The organism is Microbacterium sp. ARD31, assembly GCF_031844425.1.
The window spans coordinates 1-20,544 of sequence record NZ_JAUZVE010000045.1 but is presented as its reverse complement, the minus strand read 5'-3'; the positions used below and the strand labels follow the sequence as shown (position 1 = coordinate 20,544).

General features: G+C 71.2%; 20 protein-coding genes. 13 read left to right on the top strand and 7 right to left on the bottom strand.

Translation table 11 applies throughout. The features are described 5' to 3' along the window. The first annotated feature begins 83 nt into the window (after window positions 1-83). Together Q9S36_RS42180 and Q9S36_RS42175 are read left to right on the top strand one after the other, a co-directional pair. On the top strand, window positions 84-446 hold the full coding sequence (locus Q9S36_RS42180; RefSeq protein WP_311290744.1) for a hypothetical protein: 363 nt from the start codon (window positions 84-86) through the stop codon (window positions 444-446). Between the two features lie 38 nt (window positions 447-484). Beyond that, the gene (locus tag Q9S36_RS42175; RefSeq protein ID WP_311290743.1) at window positions 485-1,744 is read left to right on the top strand and encodes a hypothetical protein; all 1,260 of its coding nucleotides are present in this window, start codon (window positions 485-487) and stop codon (window positions 1,742-1,744) included. 62 nt (window positions 1,745-1,806) lie between these two features. Here the strand turns inward: Q9S36_RS42175 and Q9S36_RS42170 are convergent, their stop codons facing one another. From Q9S36_RS42170 to Q9S36_RS42160, 3 genes are all read right to left on the bottom strand, one after another. Continuing rightward, window positions 1,807-2,283 carry a hypothetical protein gene (locus tag Q9S36_RS42170; RefSeq protein ID WP_311290742.1) on the bottom strand — a complete coding sequence of 159 codons (477 nt, stop codon included), beginning with the start codon at window positions 2,281-2,283 and terminating at the stop codon, window positions 1,807-1,809. A 70-nt stretch (window positions 2,284-2,353) separates the two neighbouring features. Beyond that, window positions 2,354-2,632: a hypothetical protein gene (locus Q9S36_RS42165; protein WP_311290741.1), complete on the bottom strand. Its 279-nt coding sequence runs from the start codon at window positions 2,630-2,632 to the stop codon at window positions 2,354-2,356. A 72-nt stretch (window positions 2,633-2,704) separates the two neighbouring features. Then, entirely contained in the window at window positions 2,705-2,935 is a 231-nt protein-coding gene (locus Q9S36_RS42160) for a hypothetical protein (protein WP_311290740.1), read from the bottom strand. Between the two features lie 633 nt (window positions 2,936-3,568). Between Q9S36_RS42160 and Q9S36_RS42155 the strand changes: the two genes are divergently transcribed. Genes Q9S36_RS42155 through Q9S36_RS42140 form a run of 5 tightly spaced genes read left to right on the top strand, consistent with a single transcriptional unit; the run spans window position 3,569 to window position 7,936 of the window. Beyond that, window positions 3,569-4,591, top strand: a complete 1,023-nt coding sequence (locus tag Q9S36_RS42155; RefSeq protein WP_311290739.1) for a nucleotidyltransferase — start codon at window positions 3,569-3,571, stop codon at window positions 4,589-4,591. A gap of 5 nt (window positions 4,592-4,596) precedes the next feature. Beyond that, window positions 4,597-5,214, top strand: a complete 618-nt coding sequence (locus tag Q9S36_RS42150) for a hypothetical protein (RefSeq protein WP_311290738.1) — start codon at window positions 4,597-4,599, stop codon at window positions 5,212-5,214. A 35-nt stretch (window positions 5,215-5,249) separates the two neighbouring features. Beyond that, window positions 5,250-6,518, top strand: a complete 1,269-nt coding sequence (locus Q9S36_RS42145; RefSeq protein WP_311290737.1) for a ThiF family adenylyltransferase — start codon at window positions 5,250-5,252, stop codon at window positions 6,516-6,518. Window positions 6,519-6,563: 45 nt separating this feature from the next. Next, window positions 6,564-7,136: a Mov34/MPN/PAD-1 family protein gene (locus tag Q9S36_RS51710; protein ID WP_396653953.1), complete on the top strand. Its 573-nt coding sequence runs from the start codon at window positions 6,564-6,566 to the stop codon at window positions 7,134-7,136. A gap of 32 nt (window positions 7,137-7,168) precedes the next feature. Beyond that, the gene (locus Q9S36_RS42140; RefSeq protein WP_311290736.1) at window positions 7,169-7,936 is read left to right on the top strand and encodes a DUF6602 domain-containing protein; all 768 of its coding nucleotides are present in this window, start codon (window positions 7,169-7,171) and stop codon (window positions 7,934-7,936) included. 258 nt (window positions 7,937-8,194) lie between these two features. Here Q9S36_RS42140 and Q9S36_RS42135 read toward each other — a convergent pair whose 3' ends face one another. Continuing rightward, window positions 8,195-9,562 carry an SLC13 family permease gene (locus Q9S36_RS42135; protein WP_311290735.1) on the bottom strand — a complete coding sequence of 456 codons (1,368 nt, stop codon included), beginning with the start codon at window positions 9,560-9,562 and terminating at the stop codon, window positions 8,195-8,197. 138 nt (window positions 9,563-9,700) lie between these two features. Here Q9S36_RS42135 and pta point away from each other — a divergent pair, with 138 nt between their 5' ends. The 4 genes from pta (at window position 9,701) to Q9S36_RS42115 (ending at window position 14,455) form a co-directional block, all read left to right on the top strand. Then, window positions 9,701-11,776: a phosphate acetyltransferase gene (gene pta, locus Q9S36_RS42130; protein ID WP_311290734.1), complete on the top strand. Its 2,076-nt coding sequence runs from the start codon at window positions 9,701-9,703 to the stop codon at window positions 11,774-11,776. After that, a complete protein-coding gene (locus Q9S36_RS42125; protein WP_311290733.1) occupies window positions 11,773-12,969 on the top strand; it encodes an acetate kinase in 1,197 nt (398 codons plus the stop codon). The genes pta and Q9S36_RS42125 overlap by 4 nt, the downstream gene beginning before the upstream one ends. Before the next feature lie 127 nt (window positions 12,970-13,096). After that, window positions 13,097-14,014, top strand: a complete 918-nt coding sequence (locus Q9S36_RS42120) for a TIGR01777 family oxidoreductase (RefSeq protein WP_311290732.1) — start codon at window positions 13,097-13,099, stop codon at window positions 14,012-14,014. Between the two features lie 48 nt (window positions 14,015-14,062). Then, entirely contained in the window at window positions 14,063-14,455 is a 393-nt protein-coding gene (locus tag Q9S36_RS42115) for an NUDIX domain-containing protein (RefSeq protein ID WP_311290731.1), read from the top strand. Here Q9S36_RS42115 and Q9S36_RS42110 read toward each other — a convergent pair. After that, window positions 14,452-17,139, bottom strand: a complete 2,688-nt coding sequence (locus tag Q9S36_RS42110) for a GNAT family N-acetyltransferase (RefSeq protein ID WP_311290730.1) — start codon at window positions 17,137-17,139, stop codon at window positions 14,452-14,454. The genes Q9S36_RS42115 and Q9S36_RS42110 overlap by 4 nt on opposite strands. A 90-nt stretch (window positions 17,140-17,229) precedes the next feature. On the opposite strand from Q9S36_RS42110, the gene Q9S36_RS42105 reads away from it, so the two are divergent. Continuing rightward, on the top strand, window positions 17,230-18,021 hold the full coding sequence (locus Q9S36_RS42105) for a VOC family protein (RefSeq protein ID WP_311290729.1): 792 nt from the start codon (window positions 17,230-17,232) through the stop codon (window positions 18,019-18,021). Between the two features lie 10 nt (window positions 18,022-18,031). On the opposite strand, the gene Q9S36_RS42100 is transcribed toward Q9S36_RS42105, so the two are convergent. Beyond that, the gene (locus Q9S36_RS42100) at window positions 18,032-18,916 is read right to left on the bottom strand and encodes an EamA family transporter (RefSeq protein ID WP_311290728.1); all 885 of its coding nucleotides are present in this window, start codon (window positions 18,914-18,916) and stop codon (window positions 18,032-18,034) included. Between the two features lie 83 nt (window positions 18,917-18,999). Here Q9S36_RS42100 and Q9S36_RS42095 point away from each other — a divergent pair, with 83 nt between their 5' ends. Beyond that, the gene (locus Q9S36_RS42095; protein WP_311290727.1) at window positions 19,000-19,860 is read left to right on the top strand and encodes a LysR substrate-binding domain-containing protein; all 861 of its coding nucleotides are present in this window, start codon (window positions 19,000-19,002) and stop codon (window positions 19,858-19,860) included. A gap of 31 nt (window positions 19,861-19,891) precedes the next feature. On the opposite strand, the gene Q9S36_RS42090 is transcribed toward Q9S36_RS42095, so the two are convergent. Further along, window positions 19,892-20,544, bottom strand: a 653-nt coding sequence (locus Q9S36_RS42090) for an IclR family transcriptional regulator (RefSeq protein WP_311290726.1), incomplete at its 5' end; no start/stop codon positions are given.

The following is a 20,544-nucleotide window of genomic DNA, read 5'->3' as shown; positions in this document are numbered from 1 at the left end:
GCGGGCCACACAAGAGAGCCCCCGCAGACGGCGGGGGCATCCGGCTCCTTCTGCTGCGGCCAACACCCGCTGGAGGGTCCAACGTGACACCGACGAACCAGCCGCAGCCCGCACTCGCGCTGGCTGCCACCCCGGCTCCACCGCGTGACCGGGAGACCCAGCGTCTTCTCGATCTCTGGGTGCAGCTCACCTACCGCACCGCCTCCGCGGCGGCGCACCACAGCCCCGACGAGGCGTCCCTGCGTGACCTGCAGCTGCAGGTCGAGGGCGCCCTCAGCGATCGGCTGGACGACCCGTATCCGGTGCTGGACGAGCTCTGGTGCTGGGAAGCGGCTCTGCTGCACACGGCGGAGACCCCGCCGGAGGACTGTCTGATCTGCCGCAAGGCACGGCTCGGCCTTCCGGCTGACCTGCCTCTCCCTGCTGGGTTGGGAGGCGGCCGATGACCGTCGCACACATCCCTCAGGGAGCAGCGCCGGTCGCCGTGAACGGCGACGCCGTCGTCATCCACGACCTCTCCGTGATCCACGGCGAGGCGGCGGCCCTCGTTCGGTCTCACCTGACCGAACACGGTCCCGAAGCCGCTGCCGACCTGATCCGGCGGGCTATCCCCGTCGGGCTGGTCGCGCTCTCGCTCGGCACCGCCGGCATCGACACCGGCAGCCTCACCCGTACCCTCGACGCGTTCGCCGAGCGGGTGGACGAGAAGTCCGGAGCCGCGCTGGCCAGCCTCGACCAGACGCTGACCCGGCTCCGCGGCGGTGAGGAGGCCGTGGCCCGAGCGGCCGATGCCGTCCTCGACAAGCTGCCAGCCCAGGTTGAAGCCGCACTGGCCGGCCAGGCGGGAAACGTCCGGGCCAGCGTCATGGAGGCGGCTCGAGCCGTCCAGGACGCCGGGGTCCAGGAGATCACCACCGCGCTCGCGCGCCACTCCGAGTCCGTTCGAGACGCACTCAGCCTCGACAGAGCCGGGCCCGTCCACACCCTTCGACAGGACCTTCTCCAAGAGCTGGGCGGCACCCGACGCGAGCTCAGCGAACAGCTGGGCGTGCTCAAGGGCCTCGTTGAAGCTGCGCAGGTGGCCAAGGCCGCCGGAGCCAAGAGCAGCCGTGCGATCGGTGCGGCCAACGAAGACGAGGCCATGGCTCTGTGCAATGAGGTCGTTACCGCTGCCGGTGACCTCTTCGAGCGCACCGGGAGCCAGCCGGGTGCAGGAGGAACTCGTCGTACTGGTGACGGTGTGGCAACACTGTCGCCGGCTATCACAGGCCACGGTCGGCAGGTTCGACTCGCAATCGAGTCGAAGTCGAGAACAAGGCCCTTGTCGGCCAAGGCCCATCGCGAAGAGATCGCCAACGCGTGTCGCGTCCGCGACGCGGCTGGCGGTCTGGTGCTCGTACCGAAGGACGAAGAGGTGCCCGGGGGTGGATCGTTCGCCCGCGTGGACACCTGCGCGTACGTCGTCAGTACCGAGCGTGCCGAGACCGTCGAGCTGATCTACCTGCTTCTCCGCGAGCACGTGGCGATGCTGAAGGTCAGGCACGACGACGGCTCCGAGATCGACCTCGACCAGATCGAGACCCGGCTCAACATCGCCCTCGCCAGCATCGAGCAGTTCGACGAGGTCGGACGCCTGGCCAACAGCGCCAAGACCTCGATCGAGAAGCTGATCGTGCTCGGCCGAGACACGCAGATCAAGGTCAGGGACAGCCTGACCGAGGGCATCGCCCTCATGCACCCGTAGAACCAGTGAGGAGGAGCGCATCCATGCGCTCCTCCTCACTCTGCGTCGTCCCTGCCGTGGCCTTACATCGGCGAGGGGTCCTGCCGCGCGGGCTCCTCGCCGTCGTAGTACGTCAACCAGGCCGGCCACTCATCCGGGTCCATCGGCACTCCGATGGCGCCGTAGTCGATCACCCCGAACGTCACCTGCTGGTAGAGCAGTCGTGCGTAGCGCCTCGCCTCGTCGACGTCGTGGACCAGTGCGCGCAGGGCCTCGAAACCGTGGGCCAGGGTGGCCGGCCGGTTCCCCAACGCCCCCTCCGCGAGGTCCGTCAGACTGCCCTCGAGGCAGGCCTCCGGCAGGTCCCAGGCGTTGTGGGTGTGTGCGGGCGCCAGGGGTGGGGCTGCGTCGCTGTCCAACCGTCGGAGGAGTCCGTCGTAGCGGCGTTGCAGGAGGGCGATGGCGAGCTCGGTCGCGTGGGCGTTGTCCGGCGTTGGCGAAGCGATGTAGTCGAGGAACGCCGCCTCGGCCCGATGGTCGTGGTCGTAGAACTCGGTCATGTGCGCCACCGTGCCCCGAAACTGAGGCAGCACAGTGCCCCCTTGAGCCGTACGGACCGCGCCACCGCGATCATCGCTCCTCGGTGTTGGTCACAAGCCACGGCCACTCGGACACGTCGCCGAGGAGGATGCGGGCTCCCGGGGAGAGATGGTCGTACAACCAAACACCGATCCGGTGCGATTCGCGCAGCTCATCCTCGAGGCGCTCAATCTCACCTAGGAGGTGGAGCACAGAATGGCCGACCTCTTCAACGGTCTCCGCGGGGGCGGGCTCGTCGGCGGCAAGGCCCAGCTGCGTCAACCAGGTCGCACGTCGGCGCCAACGGGCGCGCTGTTCAGGGATGCTCATGCCGTCAGGGTCGCGGTCGGCACGACATCCGCGCGCATCCGCTGACGGGCTGTGGACTCGTTCGCGCTACCGCTACCCGGAGCGGGGGCTGATGTGGAGTCGGTACTTGTGTCCCAACCGGAGCCCTTCGATCGCGACGACCTCGGCATCCCAGACGGCCATGCCCTCGTCGCGGAGGACCAACCGGTCGCCCACTGCGGGTTCATGCCCGGCGACGAGGTCGACGTCGTGCAGGTAGGCCACCGCGAGCTGACGCGCTACCGGAGAGAGCTCGATGTCGAAGGTCGTGACCGGCGCGCTCATGAGCGCGAATCTAGTCAACCGCCAGAAAGAGCCAGGGGACGCCGCAAGTTTTGGACGGATAGACCGTCGGGGATAACGATTTGATAACGGTCGAAGGTGCGGAGCTGGGGCTGGTGTGGCGCACGAGACAGATGGGATTCGTAGGGCATCGCGTTATCCACAGGAACCGCTCGCGCACCTGATGGCGGATGACTCATCTAGTGGCCTGCTGTTCGCCGACCCCAACATGTAGTAGCCAAAGAGGTTCCTAACCCGTACTCTGTGGATAACTACAGCGTTGTAGTTCTCGATGCTCACAACGTCGCGAATTGCTCAAAGCGCCACGTATCGTGTATCCGGCACGCCAACTTCACACCTCAAATGGACGTAGGCCTTGAGTCGACGTGCGTCTGATCTCAAGGCCTACACCGTTTTGCTTGGTCGCTTGCAGTGTAGACACACCTACCCCCGATCGGGGTAGATCCCGGGCACGGGAATTTGAGAGACAGATCTCACGCGGGTCAGACCTCCGTCGAACCTCTTCGACAGGAGAAACCGCCCGATGACCCCTTACTCCACCCGGCTGATGGCCGGTCAGCCACCTGCACCCGTCATGAGCGCGGGCACGCGCGCTACCTCGCTGGAGGTCTCGCGATGAGCGGCATCAACGACGCGTTCGACGACTACCAGAAGCACGTCAACGCCGATGACCCCCAGGTCGTTGAGGCAAGGCGCCGTCGCGACCTGTTCACCGACTCGCTCGGCGGATGTGACGACGTGGATGAGGTGGTGTCCTCGGGCTCGCTGCGGCGCGGTACGCACCGCGATCCCATCCACGACGTCGACACGATCGTCGTGTTCGACGGCGCCGAGCACCCGACATGGGGAACGCCCGGCGAGTCGGCTGGCGAGGCGCTCGACCACACCCGTGCCCTCGTGAACAAGCTGCTCGGTGCGACCAACGGCACGTTCGCTCAAGAGGTGCGGCTCGCCAGTCCGCGCAACCATGCAGTGAAGTGCTTCCTCGACGACCCCGACGCTGACGAACCCTTCACGGTCGACGCCATGCCCGCTCTGCGGCGCGAGGGCATGTTCCTCGTCCCCGAGAAGCTCAGCGAGAAGTGGATCTACACCGATCCCGAGGAGCTCATCGAGCAGGTCGCCAAGAAACACGCCGAGTGGAACCGCTTCGCCGGCCTGGTTCGCATGCTCAAGGACTGGGCCCACAAGCAGGACATCGACATCAAGTCGCTGGTCATGGAGATCCTCGCTCTCGATCACATGCCCTCCGGCAACAACCGACCGACCGCCCTCAAGGAGTTCTTCGTCAAGGCCGCCTACCGGGTGGAGTCCGCTACCGCGATCGAGGACCCTGCTGGGGTGTGCGGCGCGATTCAGGCCGACCTTGACATGATCGGTCTCGGCGAGCGTCTGAGGAGCTCGGCGATCCTCGCGAGTGAGGCCATCACGGCGCAGGCGAACAACGACATCCACAAGGCCCTCACCAAGTGGCACGAGATCTTCGGCGAAGGGTTCCCGCCGCCTCCGCCGCCCCCGCCGTCGAAGTCGGGCACGCCCAACCCGTCGCCAGCAGTCGTGCCCCTCGTGCCCGGGGCCGACCCCACTCCGACGACCGAGCCGCGGCGCCGGCCGGTCAAGGACACCCCGCAGGGGTGAGTGGCATGACGGCGCACGACGAGCTGGGACCTCCGATCTACTGGCACGACGCCGAACCGGGCCGTCTGGAACGAGACCTCGCGGATGTCGCCAAGTTCGCGCCCGACTTGGCCTTCACGGCGGGGCCAGGCGCGACACCCGACGATGTCCACCACGGCATGTGGTCCGGACGGCTCCCGATCTGGCCGTTCGACCGCCCCGAGCCGCCCGGACTGACTGACTTGGTCGACGAGGGCCTCACCTGCGAGATCTACTACGCGGCCGCGCATCCTATGGTGCCACCGCGCGTCTACCCGATCGCTCCGGAACCAGAGATCATCGAGCGCAGCCAGCACACGTGGCACGTCGCTCCGGACGGGAGCCTGTGCCTCATGCAGACCCTGGCCGACTGGGACCCGGCGACCAGCGTCGTCGAGCTGCTGGAGAAGGCGTGCGGGTGGCGGATCGAGTACGCGCTCATGAAGGCTGGGGCCATCGACACCATGACCCTGTCTGGCATCGTCTCGGACGCGTCGCTCGACGGCCTGATCGGTCGCGCGGAGGGCCGCGTTGCAGCCCCCGACACACCGGCGACCTCCTCCGGCCAGCAAGGGCAAGTAGAAGTCCGCGAGGTGCGCCCGTGAGCGCGCAATCGACCCAGATCATCGTCCCCGCGGCCGTGCGGGAGTACATCCACAAGACGAACTTCGCCGGTGGGGAACTCGCCGCGCAGTTCTCCAACAAGGACGACGACCTGCTCGTAGTCACGAAGATCGAGACCGCCGCCCACTACCGTGCACGACCGCGCCTGTCGCGGACCTACAGGGCCCTTGCAGACGTTGGAGGGCGCGAGGTCGCCGGTCAGTGGCTGACCGACGTACCGGCCGGCACCCACGTGGCGCACTGGCGTCTGATGCACCGGCCCGGAACAGCGATCACTTACGACGGATTCACCGCCCTGGTGCCGAACGTGCGCGCTCCGCGTGGAGGCGCGCTGTTGCTCATCACTCACGAGCGCGACATGCCGGAGGACTGGCGAGACGCCGGCGTGCCCGAGTACGCGGGCTGGCACCTCTCGGACGATGGAGTCACCCCGCTCTCAGTGGCGTTTGAGCCGGAAGAGGTCGGCATCGGCCAGCTCGACCCACAGTGGCCCGTCGCTGCGCTGCAGCAGATGCACGTAGGTGTCGTCGGGGTGGGGAGCATCGGCGGGGTTGTCGCAGACGCCTTGGCCGCGTACGGCGTCGGCACCATGGACCTCATCGACCCAGATCGCTTCCTGTGGCACAACCAGGTCCGCCACGTCCTTGGCCCTGAGTCCGTCGGGCTGCTCAAGGTTGACGCACTTGCCGACCGGATCACCCGCGCGTGGCCGGACACACGCGTTCGTCCGTACCCGGTCAACGTCGTGAGCTCAGCTCACTACATGCGCACCCTGTTCCCGCGCTACGACGCTGTCGTTTGCGCGGCGGACGGCATCGCGGCGAGGCGAGTTGTGAGTCACCTCGCTCGACGAGCGCAGGTCCCTGCGGTGCTCGCGTGCGTGCTTGACGACGGCGCCATCGGCGAGGTCATCCGCCTTCGCCCGGGCGGCCGCTACGGGTGCCTGCTCTGCCAGCGCGCCGCCCTCATGGCTGGCGGCGGGCTGGACCTCGAGGCACATCAGGAGGTCGGCTACGGCACGGGTGACCCGCACCGTCCGATGACTGCGGTCGGACCGGACCTGTGGTTCATCGGCCACCTCGCCGCCAAGGTCGCGGTCGGGACAGTCCTCGAGCAGCAGCACGGCGACCTGGCGCACCGCCTTCCCGGTGAGCACGCCGTCGTCGGCCTCCGACCGTCAGCCGACACGCTCCACGAGCCCTTCGACGTCACGACGGCCATGGATGTCCGCTGGTCGGAACTCCCGCCACCCAGGGATGGCTGCCCCACATGCGACCCCCTCTGACCACGCCCCGGTCAGCGCTACGACGCCACCGCACTTGGGGTCCCGATGGTCGGTGAGCCGGGAGTGGGGCAGATGTCGGGGCAGGAGGGGAGCAACGTCCTGATCACGAAGGAAGCCCTCGCTGCGATCGAGCAGCACGTACGGGCTGGAGGTGTCGAATCGGAAACCGGCGGGATCCTCCTCGGGCACGAGACGTCCATGGGCTGTCACGTCTCGGTCGCAGGGGGCCCTGGCCCGCGGGCCGTGCGCACGCCGACGTCCTTCGACAGGGACCTGGACCATGCCGAAGAGCTCGCTCAGGAGGCATGGCAGCAGCAACGGGCCGTTTGGCTGGGGGAGTGGCACACGCATGTACACGTTCGTCCGGTGCCTAGCGAGACCGATCTGTCGTCCTACCTTCGCCACCTCGACGACGCTGATCTCGGGTTCGACCGGTTCATCAGCATCATCATCGGGCCTGTCGGAGTCCCTAGCCCGCCGGCTCGCCTGGAAACCTATGACGCCTCGATCTCACGCGATTTCCCGCACGTTCGCGAACATGCTCCAACCATCGTGACGTGGGTCATCGAAGGTCGAACCGCGACCGCCGTACCCCTCCACCTAGGAGCCCTGCCATGACCTCGCCCGGATCGTCCGACGAGACGAAGCCAGTGTTCAAGCTCGACGAAGCGTTCCAGCACCTCCAGGACCGACTGCTGCTCACGCACGCCGGCATTCGGACCGTCACCGGCCACCCGGGCACCCTGGGAGACCAGTCCGAGGCCGACTGGGTCATGCTGCTCAGCGACTTCCTGCCGGCCCGCTACTCGGTCGGGCCGATCTTCGCCGTTGACTCGCGAGGCGACTCGAGCCAGCAGATCGACGTCGCGATCTACGACAAGCAGTACTCACCGATGTGGTTCGGCGGGAGCGGTGGAACGAAGTTCGTGCCGGTGGAGAGCGTGTACGCCGTCTTCGAGGCCAAGCCCACGATGAACTCGACCTACCTCACCTACGCACGAGAGAAGGTCGCCTCCGTCCGCAGCCTGCACCGAAGCTCAGCTGCGATCAAGCACGCGGGCGGGACCTACCGCGCGACCGACCCGAGCGAGAAGCACATCATCGGAGGGATCTTGACGGCTCACTCCTCGTGGACCTCGCACGAAGGCGCAATGGCGAAGCTCGCCGAGCATCTCCCCGCGCCGGGGGAGGAAGACTCCCTCGACATCGGCGTTGCCCTTGACCAGATTGCGTTCGACTACACGCCGGCCCCCGTCGATGGACAGACGGACGAACCAGAGACAACGCTGACCTTCAGCGACCATGAACGCCAGCTCATCCACTTCGCCATCCGATTGTTCGACCAGCTCCAACGACTCGGCACCGTACTCGCGCTCGACATGCGGGAGTACGAGCGCGCGTTGGGTCAGAGACAGTGACGGCGGGCACGCTGCGGCGGGCCAGCAACAGCGAGGCCATTGTCTCGCTGCGAACCCGCGGCACGCTGATTGTGCTGATCGATTATGTAGAGGCGACCGAAGCTGAACCCAGGACCAGGTGGACGACCAGGTGCGCAACCAGGGAAGTGAGCGTGGATGACCAGACCTAAGAAGCCAGGGTGCGCGGGATCAAACAATGCCCCCGCTACAAAGAACAGGGCCTGATCTGCGGAAACGCAGATCAGGCCCTGTTGCTGTTCAGGTGGCGGCGGCCACCACGCTGGCCACCATCACGAGCGGCAGTGACACCAGCGCGCCCAGGGACGTCGCCATGGTCAGGGTCTTGAGGCTCCCCTTCGTGGTGAGGTCGAGCAGGGTGCTGAACATCCAGAAGAAGTTGCTGTTGACGTGCAGTGCGAACATCGCACCAGAGGCGATGGCGAGTGCGATCACCACGGGGTCGACGCCCAGCGTGCCGACGACCGGGGAGATGATGCCGGCCGCGGTGATGGCGCCGACGGAGACCGATCCGATGGCGAAGTGGAGGACCGCGGCGATGAGCCAGGCGAGCAGGATGCTCACCACCACCGATGCGCTCTCGTCGGCCGTGAACAGCTGCTCCAGGCTCTTGTCCAGGCCGGTCGCCGCGATGACCGCTCCCAGGCTGCCGCCCACGCCGGTCACCAGCAGGATCTCGCCGGTGGTGTGGAACCCCGCGGTGAGGACCGTGCCGACACCGTCGGCACCCATCGACGCACGCACCATGACGAAGGCGATCATCAGCCCGAGGAAGAGCGCGATGTTCGCGTCGCCGAGGAAGGTGAGCACGGGGTGGGTGATGTCCGCCAGCCCGGTGATCGCCCCGGTGCCGATCAGCAGCAGGGGCACCAGGATCGGCAGCAGCCTCACCGGGAGCGGCAGCCGGGCCGAGCCCTCGGCGACCGGGACCTCCTCCGAGCTGTCGTGGATGCGGCCCTCCTCGACGGTGACGTCGGGGTCGATGTCCGTGGCGTCGTTCCACCAACCCCGGCTCAGCAGCACGCGGAACAGCAGGGTCGTGACCAGCGCCGTCACGAGCCCGATCGGGAGGCCGTACAGCACGTAGGTCCCCAGCGGCACGTCCATGAGCCCGGCGACCGCGACCGCGGCGAGGCCCGGCACGACGAAGACGTAGCCGGCGAAGATGCCGATCGCCATGGCCCCGGCGAGCCAGGGCAGGCCGTGGCGGCGATCGACCGCCGGAGCGGACTCCTTGGCCATCGGCGCGGCGAGCACCACCTGCACGTCGACGTAGATGGAGGGGAAGATCGTGGCCAGGGTGGCGGCCATCGCGTAGGGCAGGCGTCGACCGACGCGGCGGGCGAGGATCTCCACCAGGTCCCTGAACGTGCCCATTGCGTGCATGAGGGCGCCGATGAGGACGCCGAAGCCGATGAGCAGGCCGACCTCCACCATGATCTCGCCGAACCCGCCGGTGATCTGCTCGATCGTGCCCTCGGCACCCAGCCCCGCGGCCAGGCCGAGGTAGATGCAGGCCAGGACCAGCGAGATGACGGGGTCGACCTTGAACCTGATGATGAGGACGATCGCGGCGAGGATCGCGATCGACGAGTGGAGGATCTCCATGGGTGGGCTCCGATCGTTGGCGCTGCTCAGGCTGTGACACCTCGTGGTGTGACCATCATCACGGTGGGGGACCAGGCCGCCACCGTCGAGGTTGTGGTCGTTGAGTTCACCACCGCGACCACTCGCTACGCTCGCCCCATGGCACGCAGCGTGTACGTCGCCGGGGTCGAGGGGTTCACCGGGAAGTCCGCCGTGGCGCTGGGGGTGCTCGAGCAGCTCTCGCGCCGGGTCGCGCGGGTCGCGGTGTTCCGCCCGGTGGTCCGCACCGACGCCTCGACGGGTGACGAGCACGACTACGTCCTGGACCTGCTGGTGTCGCACGACGCCGTCGCGCTGACGTACGACGAGTGCGCCGGGGTCAGCTACGACGACGTGCACGCCGACCCCGACGGCGCGATGGACCGCATCGTCGCGCGCTACCACCAGGTCGCCGAGCAGAGCGACGCGGTGGTGATCGTCGGCAGCGACTACACCGACGTCGGGGCGCCGGCGGAGTTCGCCTTCAACGCCCGGGTCGCGGCCAACCTCGGCGCGCCCGTCCTGCTCGTCCTCAGCGGCAACGGCCGCGACACCGCCCAGCTGTGCACGGCCGCGGCGATGGCCGAGGCCGAGCTCGCCGCCAACCACGCGTCCCTCTTCGCGGTCATCGCCAACCGCGTCGACCCGTCGGCGACCGAGCGCACGGCCGTTGCGCTGCGCCGCGACGGCGTACCGGCCTTCGCGCTGCCGGAGCAGCCGCTGCTCAGCGCGCCGTCGGTGGCCGACCTGATGGCGGCGTGCGGCGGGCACCTGGTGCGCGGCGACGAGTCCCAGCTGACGCGCGAGGTGCCGGGCCTCGTCGTCGCCGCGATGACGCTGCCCAACGTGCTGGACCGCCTGTTCGACGGTGCGCTGGTGGTGACCCCCGGTGACCGGCCCGAGGTGGTGCTCGGCGTGCTCACGGCTCACCAGTCGGCGAGCTTCCCGCAGATCTCCGGCATCGTCCTCAACGGCGGGCTGGACCTGCCCGAGCAGGTCGGCCGGCTCCTCGACGGGCTGGAGGTGGCGCTTCCGATCATCGCCACCGACCTCGGCACGCACGCCACGTCGACCGCCCTGACCAACCGACGCGGCCGGCTCGACAAGGACTCCCCGCGCAAGATCGCGACCGCGCTCACGCTGTTCGCCGAGCACGTCGACGGCGAGGAGCTGATGAGCGGGCTCGAGGTGGCCCGCACCTCCGTGGTGACGCCGCTGATGTTCGAGCACCAGGTGCTCGACGACGCGATCGCCGACCGCCGGCACATCGTGCTGCCGGAGGGGGAGGAGGAGCGGATCCTGCGCGCGGCCGACATCCTGCTGCGCCGCAACGTCGCCGACCTGACCCTGCTCGGCGACCCGATGATCGTGCGGGCCAGGGCGGCCCACCTCGGCATCGACGTGTCCGCCGCGCGCGTGCTCAGCCCCTACGACGAGGAGCTGCGCGAGCGGTTCGCGCAGGAGTACGCCACGCGGCGCGCGCACAAGGGCATCGACCTCGAGGCGGCGCGCGACATCGTCGTCGACGTGTCGTACTTCGGCACGATGATGGTCGAGCTCGGCCTCGCCGACGGGATGGTGTCGGGCGCGGTGCACACCACGGCCCACACGATCCGGCCGGCGCTCGAGATCATCCGCACGGTGCCCGAGGTGTCGGTGGTGTCGTCGGTGTTCTTCATGTGCCTCAAGGACCAGGTGCTCGTCTACGGCGACTGCGCGGTCAACCCCGACCCCACCGCGACCCAGCTCGCCGACATCGCGATCGCCTCGGCCCGCACCGCGGCGGCGTTCGGGGTCGAGCCGCGCGTCGCGATGCTGTCGTACTCCACCGGCACGTCCGGGAGCGGGACGGACGTGGAGAAGGTCACCGAGGCGACCGCGCGGGTCCGCGAGCGGGCGCCCGACCTGCTCGTCGAGGGCCCGATCCAGTACGACGCCGCCATCGACGCCGCGGTCGCGCGCACCAAGCTGCCCGACTCCGCCGTCGCAGGGCGGGCGACGGTCTTCGTCTTCCCCGACCTCAACACGGGCAACAACACCTACAAGGCCGTGCAGCGATCGGCCGGGGCGCTCGCGGTCGGACCGGTGCTGCAGGGGCTCAACAAGCCGGTCAACGACCTCTCGCGTGGGGCGCTGGTGCGCGACATCGTCAACACGGTCGCGATCACCGCGATCCAGGCCCAGGAGCGATCGTGACCGAACGGGTGCTGGTCCTCAACGCGGGGTCGTCGTCGCTGAAGTACCGCCTCCTCGACGGCGCCACCGGCGAGGCCGAGGCGTCGGGCACGGTCGAGCGGATCGGTGAGGCCAGCGGCACGCTGACGCACTCGGTGGGCGGTGAGGACCACACCGAGGAGCGGAAGGTCGCGGACTTCGAGGACGCGCTCCGCTCGGCGATGGACGCCTTCGACCGTCACGGTCCCGCCATCGACGCCGGTGACCTCGCCGCGGTGGGCCACCGCGTCGTGCACGGCGGCGACCTGTTCGCCGAGCCGGTCGTCGTCGACGACCGCCTGCTCGAGACGGTGGGGGACCTCGTCCCGCTCGCGCCGCTGCACAACCCCGCCAACCTCGAGGGGCTCCGGGTGGCGCGCCGGCTCTTCCCGGAGGTGCCCCAGGTCGCGGTCTTCGACACCGCGTTCCACCAGACGATGCCCGAGCACGCCTACACGTACGCCGTGCCCGTCGCCTGGCGCGAGGAGCACCGGATCCGGCGCTACGGCTTCCACGGGACGTCGTACGCCTTCGTGTCGCGCCGCGCGGCCGAGATGCTCGACCGCCCGCTCGAGGAGACCAACCTCGTCGTGCTGCACCTCGGCAACGGCGCGTCCGCGGCGGCCGTGCGCGGCGGCCGGTCGATCGACACCTCGATGGGGCTGACGCCGCTCGAGGGCCTGGTGATGGGCACCCGCTCCGGTGACCTCGACCCCGCCATCCACGGACACCTGCACCGCGAGCTGGGCTGGTCGCTCGACGAGGTCGACCGCGCCCTCTACCGCGAGTCCGGCCTGCTCGGGCTCGCCGGGGTCAACGACTTCCGCGAGGTGTCGCAGCGGCGCGCGGCGGGCGACCGGGCGGCGAGCCTGGCGTTCGACGTCTACGCCTACCGCGTCCGCAAGTACGTCGGTGCCTACTACGCCGCGCTCGGCGAGCTGCACGCGGTGGTCTTCACCGGCGGCGTCGGCCAGCACAGCGCCGAGCTCCGCGCCGCCGCTCTCTCGGGGCTCTCCCGGCTCGGGATCGAGCTCGACCCGGTCCGCAACGAGGAGCGCTCCTCCTCCGCGCGTGCCGTCTCCACCGGCGGGTCCGGGGTCGCCGTGCTCGTCGTACCCACCGACGAGGAGTGGGAGATCGCGCGCCAGGCGCTCGAGGTCGTGCGGGAGGCGTAGCCGTCACCGCGCACACGTGTCCGAGACGTCGCCCTCCGAACGGCCCGGCGAGGGCCAGATCTCGGACACGTGTGCTCACGTGCGGCGTGCGCGGAACCCGCCAGCGGGCTGCCGTACATTCGCGCCCGTGAAGGTCGTGGTGGCGGGTGGGTCGGGTGCGTTGGGACGTCGGTTGTGCGCCGACCTGGCCGCCGCCGGGCACGAGGTGGTCGTCCTGACCCGTCGTCCGCGACCCGGTCCCCACCGCCAGGTCGGGTGGGACGGACGCACGCTGGGGCCGTGGGGCGAGGAGCTCGCGGGCAGCGCCGTGGTCAACCTCGCCGGTGAGCTCGTGGACCGCCGGCCGACCGCCGCCAACATCGAGCTGCTCACGACATCACGCGTGGAGCCGACCCAGGCGCTGGTCGAGGCGAGCCGCACGCTCGGCTCGCCCGTCCCGGTCTGGGTGCAGGCCAGCACGCTCGCGATCTACGGCGACGCCGGTGACGTCGTCCTCGACGAGTCGGCACCGCCCGCCGCGGGCCCGCCCCAGATGGCCGGTGTCGCCCGGGCGTGGGAGGCGGCGGTCGAGGGCGCGAACGCCGGGCGGCTCGTCGTGCTGCGCACCGGGATCGTGCTGGACAACGACACCCCGGCGCTCGACCGGCTCTGGTCGCTCGCGCGCTGGGGACTCGGCGGCCGCGTCGGGCCGGGCACCCAGTGGGTGAGCTGGACACACGTCGACGACTGGCTGGCGATCGTCCGCACGATCCTCGAGCCGGAGTCGCCGCTCTCAGGGGTCCTGCACGCGACCGGGCCGGAACCCGCCCGCAACGCCGACCTGATGGCAGCACTGCGTCGCAGCCTCGGTCGTCCGGCGGCCCCGCCGACGCCGGCTGCTCTGGTCCGCATCGGAGCGATGCTGCTGCGCACGGACCCGGCGCTCGCGCTGACCGGTCGTCGCGCGGTGCCCGCCCGCCTCCTCGAGAACGGCTTCCGCTTCGCCCACCCCGAGCTCGACGAGGCGCTGGCGGACCTCCGCGACCGGCAGTCGGCGGGCGCCTGACGAAAGCTCGTCGCAGCCGCTGTCGTACGGCCGTGCTTCGATCCGGGGATGGTCCAGGTCGTCGTCGGCGTGCTCGTCCGCGAGGGGCGGGTGCTGCTCGCGCACCGCAGGCCCGACAAGCAGGCGTTCCCCGACGTGTGGGACCTGCCCGGTGGGGTGGTGGAGGCGGGTGAGTCGGAGCTGGAGGCGCTGGCGCGCGAGCTCCACGAGGAGCTCGGCGTGCGGATCACGGCGGCGTCGACGTCCCACCTCTGCCGGGTGACCGTCCGTCCGGGGGCCGGGGAGGCGGTCCTGAGTTCCTGGCTGGTGCCGGTGTGGGAGGGCGTGCCGGCCAACGTCGCGCCCGAGGAGCACGTCGACATCGGCTGGTTCGCCCCGGACGAGGTGCCGCCACTGGTCGACCCGCGCGTGCGGGCGGCAGTGCTGGAGGCGATGGCCTAGGAGCGAAGGCGGCGCGGCACACCGGTGTCGAGCTCGGGCGGCTCGGCGATGCGGACCTTGACGTCGACGCAGAAGAGCCCGTGGGCGTTGACGACGACGGGCTCGAGGGTGAGGTCGACGACGTGGGGCACGTCGACGGCCAACCGTCCCACCGAGACCACCAGCGCCTCGAGCGGCGCCAGGTCGACCTCCTCCAGGCCGTGGTCGCCCACGAGCTGCGGCCACAGCCGCAGGGCGCGCACGGCACGGGCGGCGTCGGCGGCCTCGACCGGTGGCAGGAGCAGGACGTCCTCGGCCCAGCTGCCGGCCGGGCCGGCAGCACCGCCCGCCACCCGGACGAGCGGACCGAGCTGCGGGTCGCGCACCAGCCCGACCGAGGCCTGGTGGCCGAGCACGAGCGGCTGGACCAGCACGTCGACGTCGGGGCGGCCGAGCTCCTCGGCGAAGCGGCGTACGGCGTCGGCGACGTCCGCCCCGGTGCGTACGTCGATGCGCACCAGGCCGCGGTCGGACTTGTGCAGCACCGTCGGGTCGGCGACCTTCACCGCCACCGGGAAGCCGACCTCGGCAGCCTCCTGCGCGGCCTGCTCGGGACCGGACGCCAGGGTGCCGACCAGGTGGATGCCGTAGGGCGCGAGCAGCTCGGCCTGCGCGTCGGGAGCCAGCCACTCGGGCTCGCCTCCACGGGCGGCGAGGCGGGCGCGCGCCCAGGTGCGCGCGTGGACACCGCGCGTGCCGAGCTCGACCTCGGGCTGGTCGGTGGGGACGCGTCGCCAGGCGGCGTAGCGCATGGCGCGCCCGAGCGCCCCGATCGCGGCGTCGGTCGTGCGGTAGGACGTGACGCCCGGCAGCCCGCGCGCCGCCTCGAAGGCGGCCCCGGGCGCGACGAGCAGCAGCGGGACCTCCTCGCCGGCGGGGCGGGCGGCGGCGACGGCGGCGAAGAGGGCGTCGCGGTCGGTGAGCCGGTTGGCGACGAGCATGACGAGCACCGCGTCGGCCTCGCCGCTGTCGAGGACGGCCCGCAGCACGGCGGTGAGCTCCTCCGGTGCGACGTCGGCGCCGAGGTCGACCGGGTTGCGTACGTCGACCGCGGCGGGCGCCGCCGCGCGCAGGGCGGCGGCCAGGCCGGGAGACGGCGGCTCCACGACCATGCCCTGGCCGTCGGCCCGGTCGGTGGTCAGCGCGCCGACGCCGCCGGTGTTCGACACGATGCAGACCCGCAGGCCGGCCGGCAGCGGCTGCTCCACGAGCAGCAGCGCGGTCTCGGTGAGCTCGGCGCCGGTGCGGCAGGCGATGACGCCGGACTGGTCGAGGAGCGCGTCGACGCCCACGCCGACGGTGGATCCCGAGGCCGGGTCCTGCCGCGCGCGGGAGCGGCCGCCGACCACGGCGAGCAACGGCTTCTGCTCGGCGAACCGGCGCGCGGTCCGTGCGAACTTGAGCGCGTTGCCGAACGACTCGAGGTAGAGCGCGCCTGCCTGCACGGCATCGTCGTCCATCCAGGCGGCGAGGAGGTCGTTGCTGGAGACGTCGATCTTGTCGCCGAGCGAGACGAAGGCCTGGACGCCCAGCCCGACGTCGCGGGCGAGGTCGAGCAGCGCGAACCCCATGCCGCCCGACTGCGAGGCGACGGCGAGGCCTCCGACGTCGGGGACGTCGTGGAGCAGGGTCGCGTTGAGCCCCTCGGCGTTGTCCAGCACGCCCTGGGAGTTGGGCCCGACGAGGCGCAGGCTGTGGCTGCGTGCGAGCTCGAGGAGCTCGCGGCGCCGGTCGTCGCTGCCGGTGCCCGAGAAGCCGGACGAGATCACCACCGCGGCCCCGGCCCCGTTCGCGGCGGCGTCGCGCAGCACGTCGGCCACGCCCTCGGCGGGCACCGCGACCACGACGAGATCGACCGGCCCGTCGAGCTCGGCGAGGCCGCGGACGGCGGGGAGGCCGTCGATCGACTCGGCCTCAGGGTGGACGACGTGCAGCGCGCCGGAGTACGACGACTCGCGGATCGCCTGCAGCACGCCGTGACCGAAGCCGCCGGCGGAACGGCGGACCCCGACGACGGCGACGCTCGTCGGGTGCAGGAGCGGCCGCAGGGACCGGGCGGCCGCGCGCCACTCGCGCCGGTCCGCCGCCTCGACCGCCTCCCGGGACGCGTCGGTGCGCAGCTCGACCTCGACCTCGCCCTCGACGGTGCGGCGGGTCGCGGCGAACCCGGCGGCGCGGAAGACGCGCAGCATGCCGTAGTTGTCGCCGAGCACCTCCGCCTCGAACCGGCTCACGCCGTGGCGCCGACCCAGCGCGGCGAGGTGCTCGAGGAGCAGGCTGCCGAGGCCGCGCCCGCGGTCCTCGTCGGCGACGAGGAAGGCCACCTCGGCGCTGTCCGGCGAGAGCAGCTCGGCGGTGGCGAGCCCGGCCACCCGGCCGCGGATCACGGCCACCAGCGCAGCCGAACGGGTGTTCTCCGGCGCGAAGAGGTGGGCGACGTAGTGACGACCGGCCTCCCTGCTGGGGGAGAAGAACCGCAGCCGCAGCGTGTCGACCGACACCGACTCGTGCAGCGCGAGGACGGCGTCGCGGTCGTCCTCGCGCAGCGACCGGATGACCGCGATGGTCCCGTCGGCGAGCAGCACGTCCGCGGGCTCGGCTGTCCAGTCGCGCGGCGCGACGGCGGGTGCGGCCTCGGCAGTCACGTGCCCAACGTGCCAGACCTTGCCGCGGCGCGCCACGACCGCGCGGCGCTGGCAGGGATGAAGCCGGGCCCCTGCGGGAACTGCTCGGCCATGGCGGTCCCCCCGAGCTGGTTGCACGTGGTCCTCGACGTCCCTCCCGAGGTGTACGACGCGCAGCTCGCCTTCTGGTCCGCCGCGCTCGGGTGGCAGCCCGGCGCGCCCTGGCCGGGCCACCCCGAGCTGCGCAGCCTCGAACCCGATGCGGGGGAGCGCCATGGCCAGTCCCACGTCCAGCCCTATGTCCACGTGCAGGAGATCGAGGGACCGCCGCGCGTCCACCTCGACGTCGAGGTGCCGGACCCGGTGGCCACCCTCGCCCGCGCGGCCGCGCTCGGCGCGGAGGTGGTCTCCGAGCACGACCGCTGGACCACCCTGGCGTCACCGGGCGGCCTGCCGTTCTGCGTCCTGCGGTCGGCCGGGCCGGAGGAGGGACGCGTCGTCCCGGGGCCTGTGAAGTGGACGGGCGGTCATCGCGGCCGACTCGTCCAGGTGTGCGTCGACGCGCCCGCAGCGGCCTTCGACAGCGAGGTGGCGTTCTGGCGTGACCTCCTGCCCGGCCGCTGGGTCGACTCGCCGTCGCCCGAGTTCGCCGGCAAGTGGCACGACGGACGATCACCCCTCCAGCTGCTGTTCCAGCGCCTCGACGAGCCGGACGGCGCGGTCCGCGCACACCTCGACCACGGGACCGACGACCTCGACGCCGAGGTCGGTCGGCTGCTCGCGCTCGGCGCCGAGGACGTGGGTCGCGGCCGCGGCTGGCACACGATGCGCGACCCCGCCGGCCTGGCGTTCTGCGCCACGGAGAACTCGCCGTCGGCCACCGGGGTCCGCGACCTCGGGTGAGCGCGCCCTGTCAGACCGAGGTCGGCGCCGGGGTCGCCGGCTCGGCGAGGTGCACGTCGTGGCGCGCCCCGCTGCGCTCGGCACCGATGCCGGCCGCGACCACCAGCGCGACGCCGGCGACGGACAGGGCGTTGGGCACCTGCGCGAGCGCGACGAAGCCGATGCCCAGGGCGAAGGCGGGCTCGAGGGCCATCAGGGTGCCGAAGGCCCCGGTGGTCAGCCGGCGCAGCGCGAGCAGCTCGAGCGCGAACGGCACCACCGGCAGCAGGACGGCCAGGCCGAGCCCGACGAGCATCAGCTCCGGGGTGAGGTCACCGACCACGCCGGGACCGGCGACCACCGTGGCCACCACCGCCGCGACCGGCATGGAGATGGCGAGCCCGCCGAGCCCGCTGACCTCGTCGCCGACCCGTTGCGTCAGCAGGATGTACGCCGCCCAGCAGCAGGCCGCGGCCAGGGCGAAGCCGACGCCCAGCGGGTCGGCGTCGCCGGTCCACGGCTGGGTCAGGCACACGACGCCCGCCGCGGCCAGCAGCGCCCAGAGACGTGCGGCGCCACGGCTGCGGACCACGGCGACGCCGAGCGGGCCGAGGAACTCGAGCGCGCTGGCGGTGCCGAGCGGGAGCCGGGCGATGGCGGCCATGAACAGCAGCGTCACGCCGGCGGTGGCGACGCCGAGGGCGGTGCCGGCACGGAGCGCCGCCGGGCTGAAGGTGGCGCGCCGCGGACGGACCAGCACCAGCAACAGCACGCCGGCCCAGAAGAGGCGCAGCCACGCAGCACCGCCTGCACCGACGTCGTCGATCAGGCCGACGGACGCGGCGAGGCCGAGCTGGACGCAGAGCATCGAGGCGACCGCCATCGAGGCGCCGGTGCGGGCGGGGGAGAGCTGCATGCGACCAGTGAACGGTGCGGGTGGTGTTCGCGTCCACGTGACCTTGCTGGACGGACCGTTCGCGAAACCTGCACAATGACGGAGTGGACGTCCGTCGCCTCCAGATGCTCCTCGAGCTGTCGCGGCTCGGCTCGATGCACGAGGTGGCCCACGCGATGGGCACCACCACGTCGAGCGTCTCGCAGGGCATCGCCGCACTCGCCCGTGACGTGGGCAGCGCGCTGCTCGAGCCCGACGGGCGCCGCGTGCGGCTCACCCCGGCCGGGCGCCGGCTCGCCGAGCACGCAGTGACCATCCTCGCCGCGGTCGACGCGGCGCGGCTCGACCTCGACCCGACCTCCGAGCCCTTCGGCGTGCTGCGCGTGGCGGGCTTCGCCTCGGCCGTACGGCGCTCGCTGCTGCCGGCCATCGACGAGCTGCGCACCGCGCATCCCGGCATCGAGGTCCGGGTGCACGAGCACGAGCCGTTCGAGTCCTTCGACCTGCTCGCCCGCGACGAGGTCGACCTCGCGCTCGTCTACGACTACGACCTCGCCCCGCTCGACTGGCGCGCGGACCACGAGGTCACGCCGCTGTGGGACGTCGAGTGGGGCATCGGCGTGCCGACCCGCGACCGCCACCTCGGCCTGGGCGACCTCGCCGACCGCGACTGGATCGTGAACTCCCGCAACACCGCCGACGAGGTGGCGCTGCGCACCCTGGCCTCGCGCGCCGGCTTCACGCCCCGGGTGGTGCACCGCATCGACTCCCTCGAGCTGCTCGACGACCTCGTCGTCGCCGGCAGGGGAGTGGGGCTGCTGCCACGCGGGCGAGCGTCGCGGCGTGGCGTCAGCGTCGTACGACTGAGGCAGCCCTCGCTGTTCCTCCGGGCGTACGCCGTCACCCGCCGCGGTCGCGACGGCTGGCCGCCGCTGCGGGCGGTCCTGGAGCGCCTGGCCCACTGAGGGCCGTTGCGGTGAGGGGCGAGCGGGGGCGTCAGCGCACCAGGCTGTTGCCGTGGACTGCGGCCAGGCGGGCCTTCACGCTGAGCAGCGTCTCGATGATGAGGTCCTCGCGACCGTTGTCGAGGCGGCTGATCGGCACCGCGACGCTGAGCGCGTCGACGGCCTGGTGGCTGAACGGGAGCGCGACGCCGAAGCAGCGCACGCCCATGCACGACTCCTCGCTCTCGGTCGCGTAGCCCTGGTAGGCCGCGCGGTCGATGATCTCGAGCACGGCCTCCTTGTCGGTGGTGGTGTTGGGCGTGATCGCGCTGATCGACTCGGGCACGAGGTCGCGGCGGTCCTCGGGCGGCATCTCGGCGAGCAGGGCGCGTCCGAGCGAGGTCGCGTAGGCGGGCAGGCGGCGGCCGACGGCGGAGTGCATGCGCAGCGGGTGCATCGACTCGCGCTTGGCGGTGTAGATGACGTCGGCACCGTCGAGGCGCCCGAGGTGCACGGTCTCCTCGGTGGCCGAGGCGACCTCGTCGAGGACGGACTGCGCCCGGGCGAGCACGGGGTCGCCGTCGAGGTAGGCGGAGCTGACGACGAGGGAGTGGATGCCGAGCTGGTAGACGCTGCCGGTCGGGTCGGTCTGCAGCCACCCGCGGTCGGTCATCGTGCGCAGGAGCGCGTGCAGGCTGCTCTTGG

Excerpts from the sequence above, each read along its gene's own strand:
- Q9S36_RS42170 (WP_311290742.1), bottom strand. The coding sequence starts at position 2,283 with ATGACCGAGTTCTACGACCACGACCATCGGGCCGAGGCGGCGTTCCTC.
- Q9S36_RS42165 (WP_311290741.1), bottom strand. The coding sequence starts at position 2,632 with ATGAGCATCCCTGAACAGCGCGCCCGTTGGCGCCGACGTGCGACCTGG.
- Q9S36_RS42160 (WP_311290740.1), bottom strand. The coding sequence starts at position 2,935 with ATGAGCGCGCCGGTCACGACCTTCGACATCGAGCTCTCTCCGGTAGCG.
- Q9S36_RS42155 (WP_311290739.1), top strand. The coding sequence starts at position 3,569 with ATGAGCGGCATCAACGACGCGTTCGACGACTACCAGAAGCACGTCAAC.
- Q9S36_RS42150 (WP_311290738.1), top strand. The coding sequence starts at position 4,597 with ATGACGGCGCACGACGAGCTGGGACCTCCGATCTACTGGCACGACGCC.
- Q9S36_RS51710 (WP_396653953.1), top strand. The coding sequence starts at position 6,564 with ATGGTCGGTGAGCCGGGAGTGGGGCAGATGTCGGGGCAGGAGGGGAGC.
- Q9S36_RS42135 (WP_311290735.1), bottom strand. The coding sequence starts at position 9,562 with ATGGAGATCCTCCACTCGTCGATCGCGATCCTCGCCGCGATCGTCCTC.
- pta (WP_311290734.1), top strand. The coding sequence starts at position 9,701 with ATGGCACGCAGCGTGTACGTCGCCGGGGTCGAGGGGTTCACCGGGAAG.
- Q9S36_RS42115 (WP_311290731.1), top strand. The coding sequence starts at position 14,063 with ATGGTCCAGGTCGTCGTCGGCGTGCTCGTCCGCGAGGGGCGGGTGCTG.
- Q9S36_RS42105 (WP_311290729.1), top strand. The coding sequence starts at position 17,230 with ATGGCGGTCCCCCCGAGCTGGTTGCACGTGGTCCTCGACGTCCCTCCC.
- Q9S36_RS42100 (WP_311290728.1), bottom strand. The coding sequence starts at position 18,916 with ATGCAGCTCTCCCCCGCCCGCACCGGCGCCTCGATGGCGGTCGCCTCG.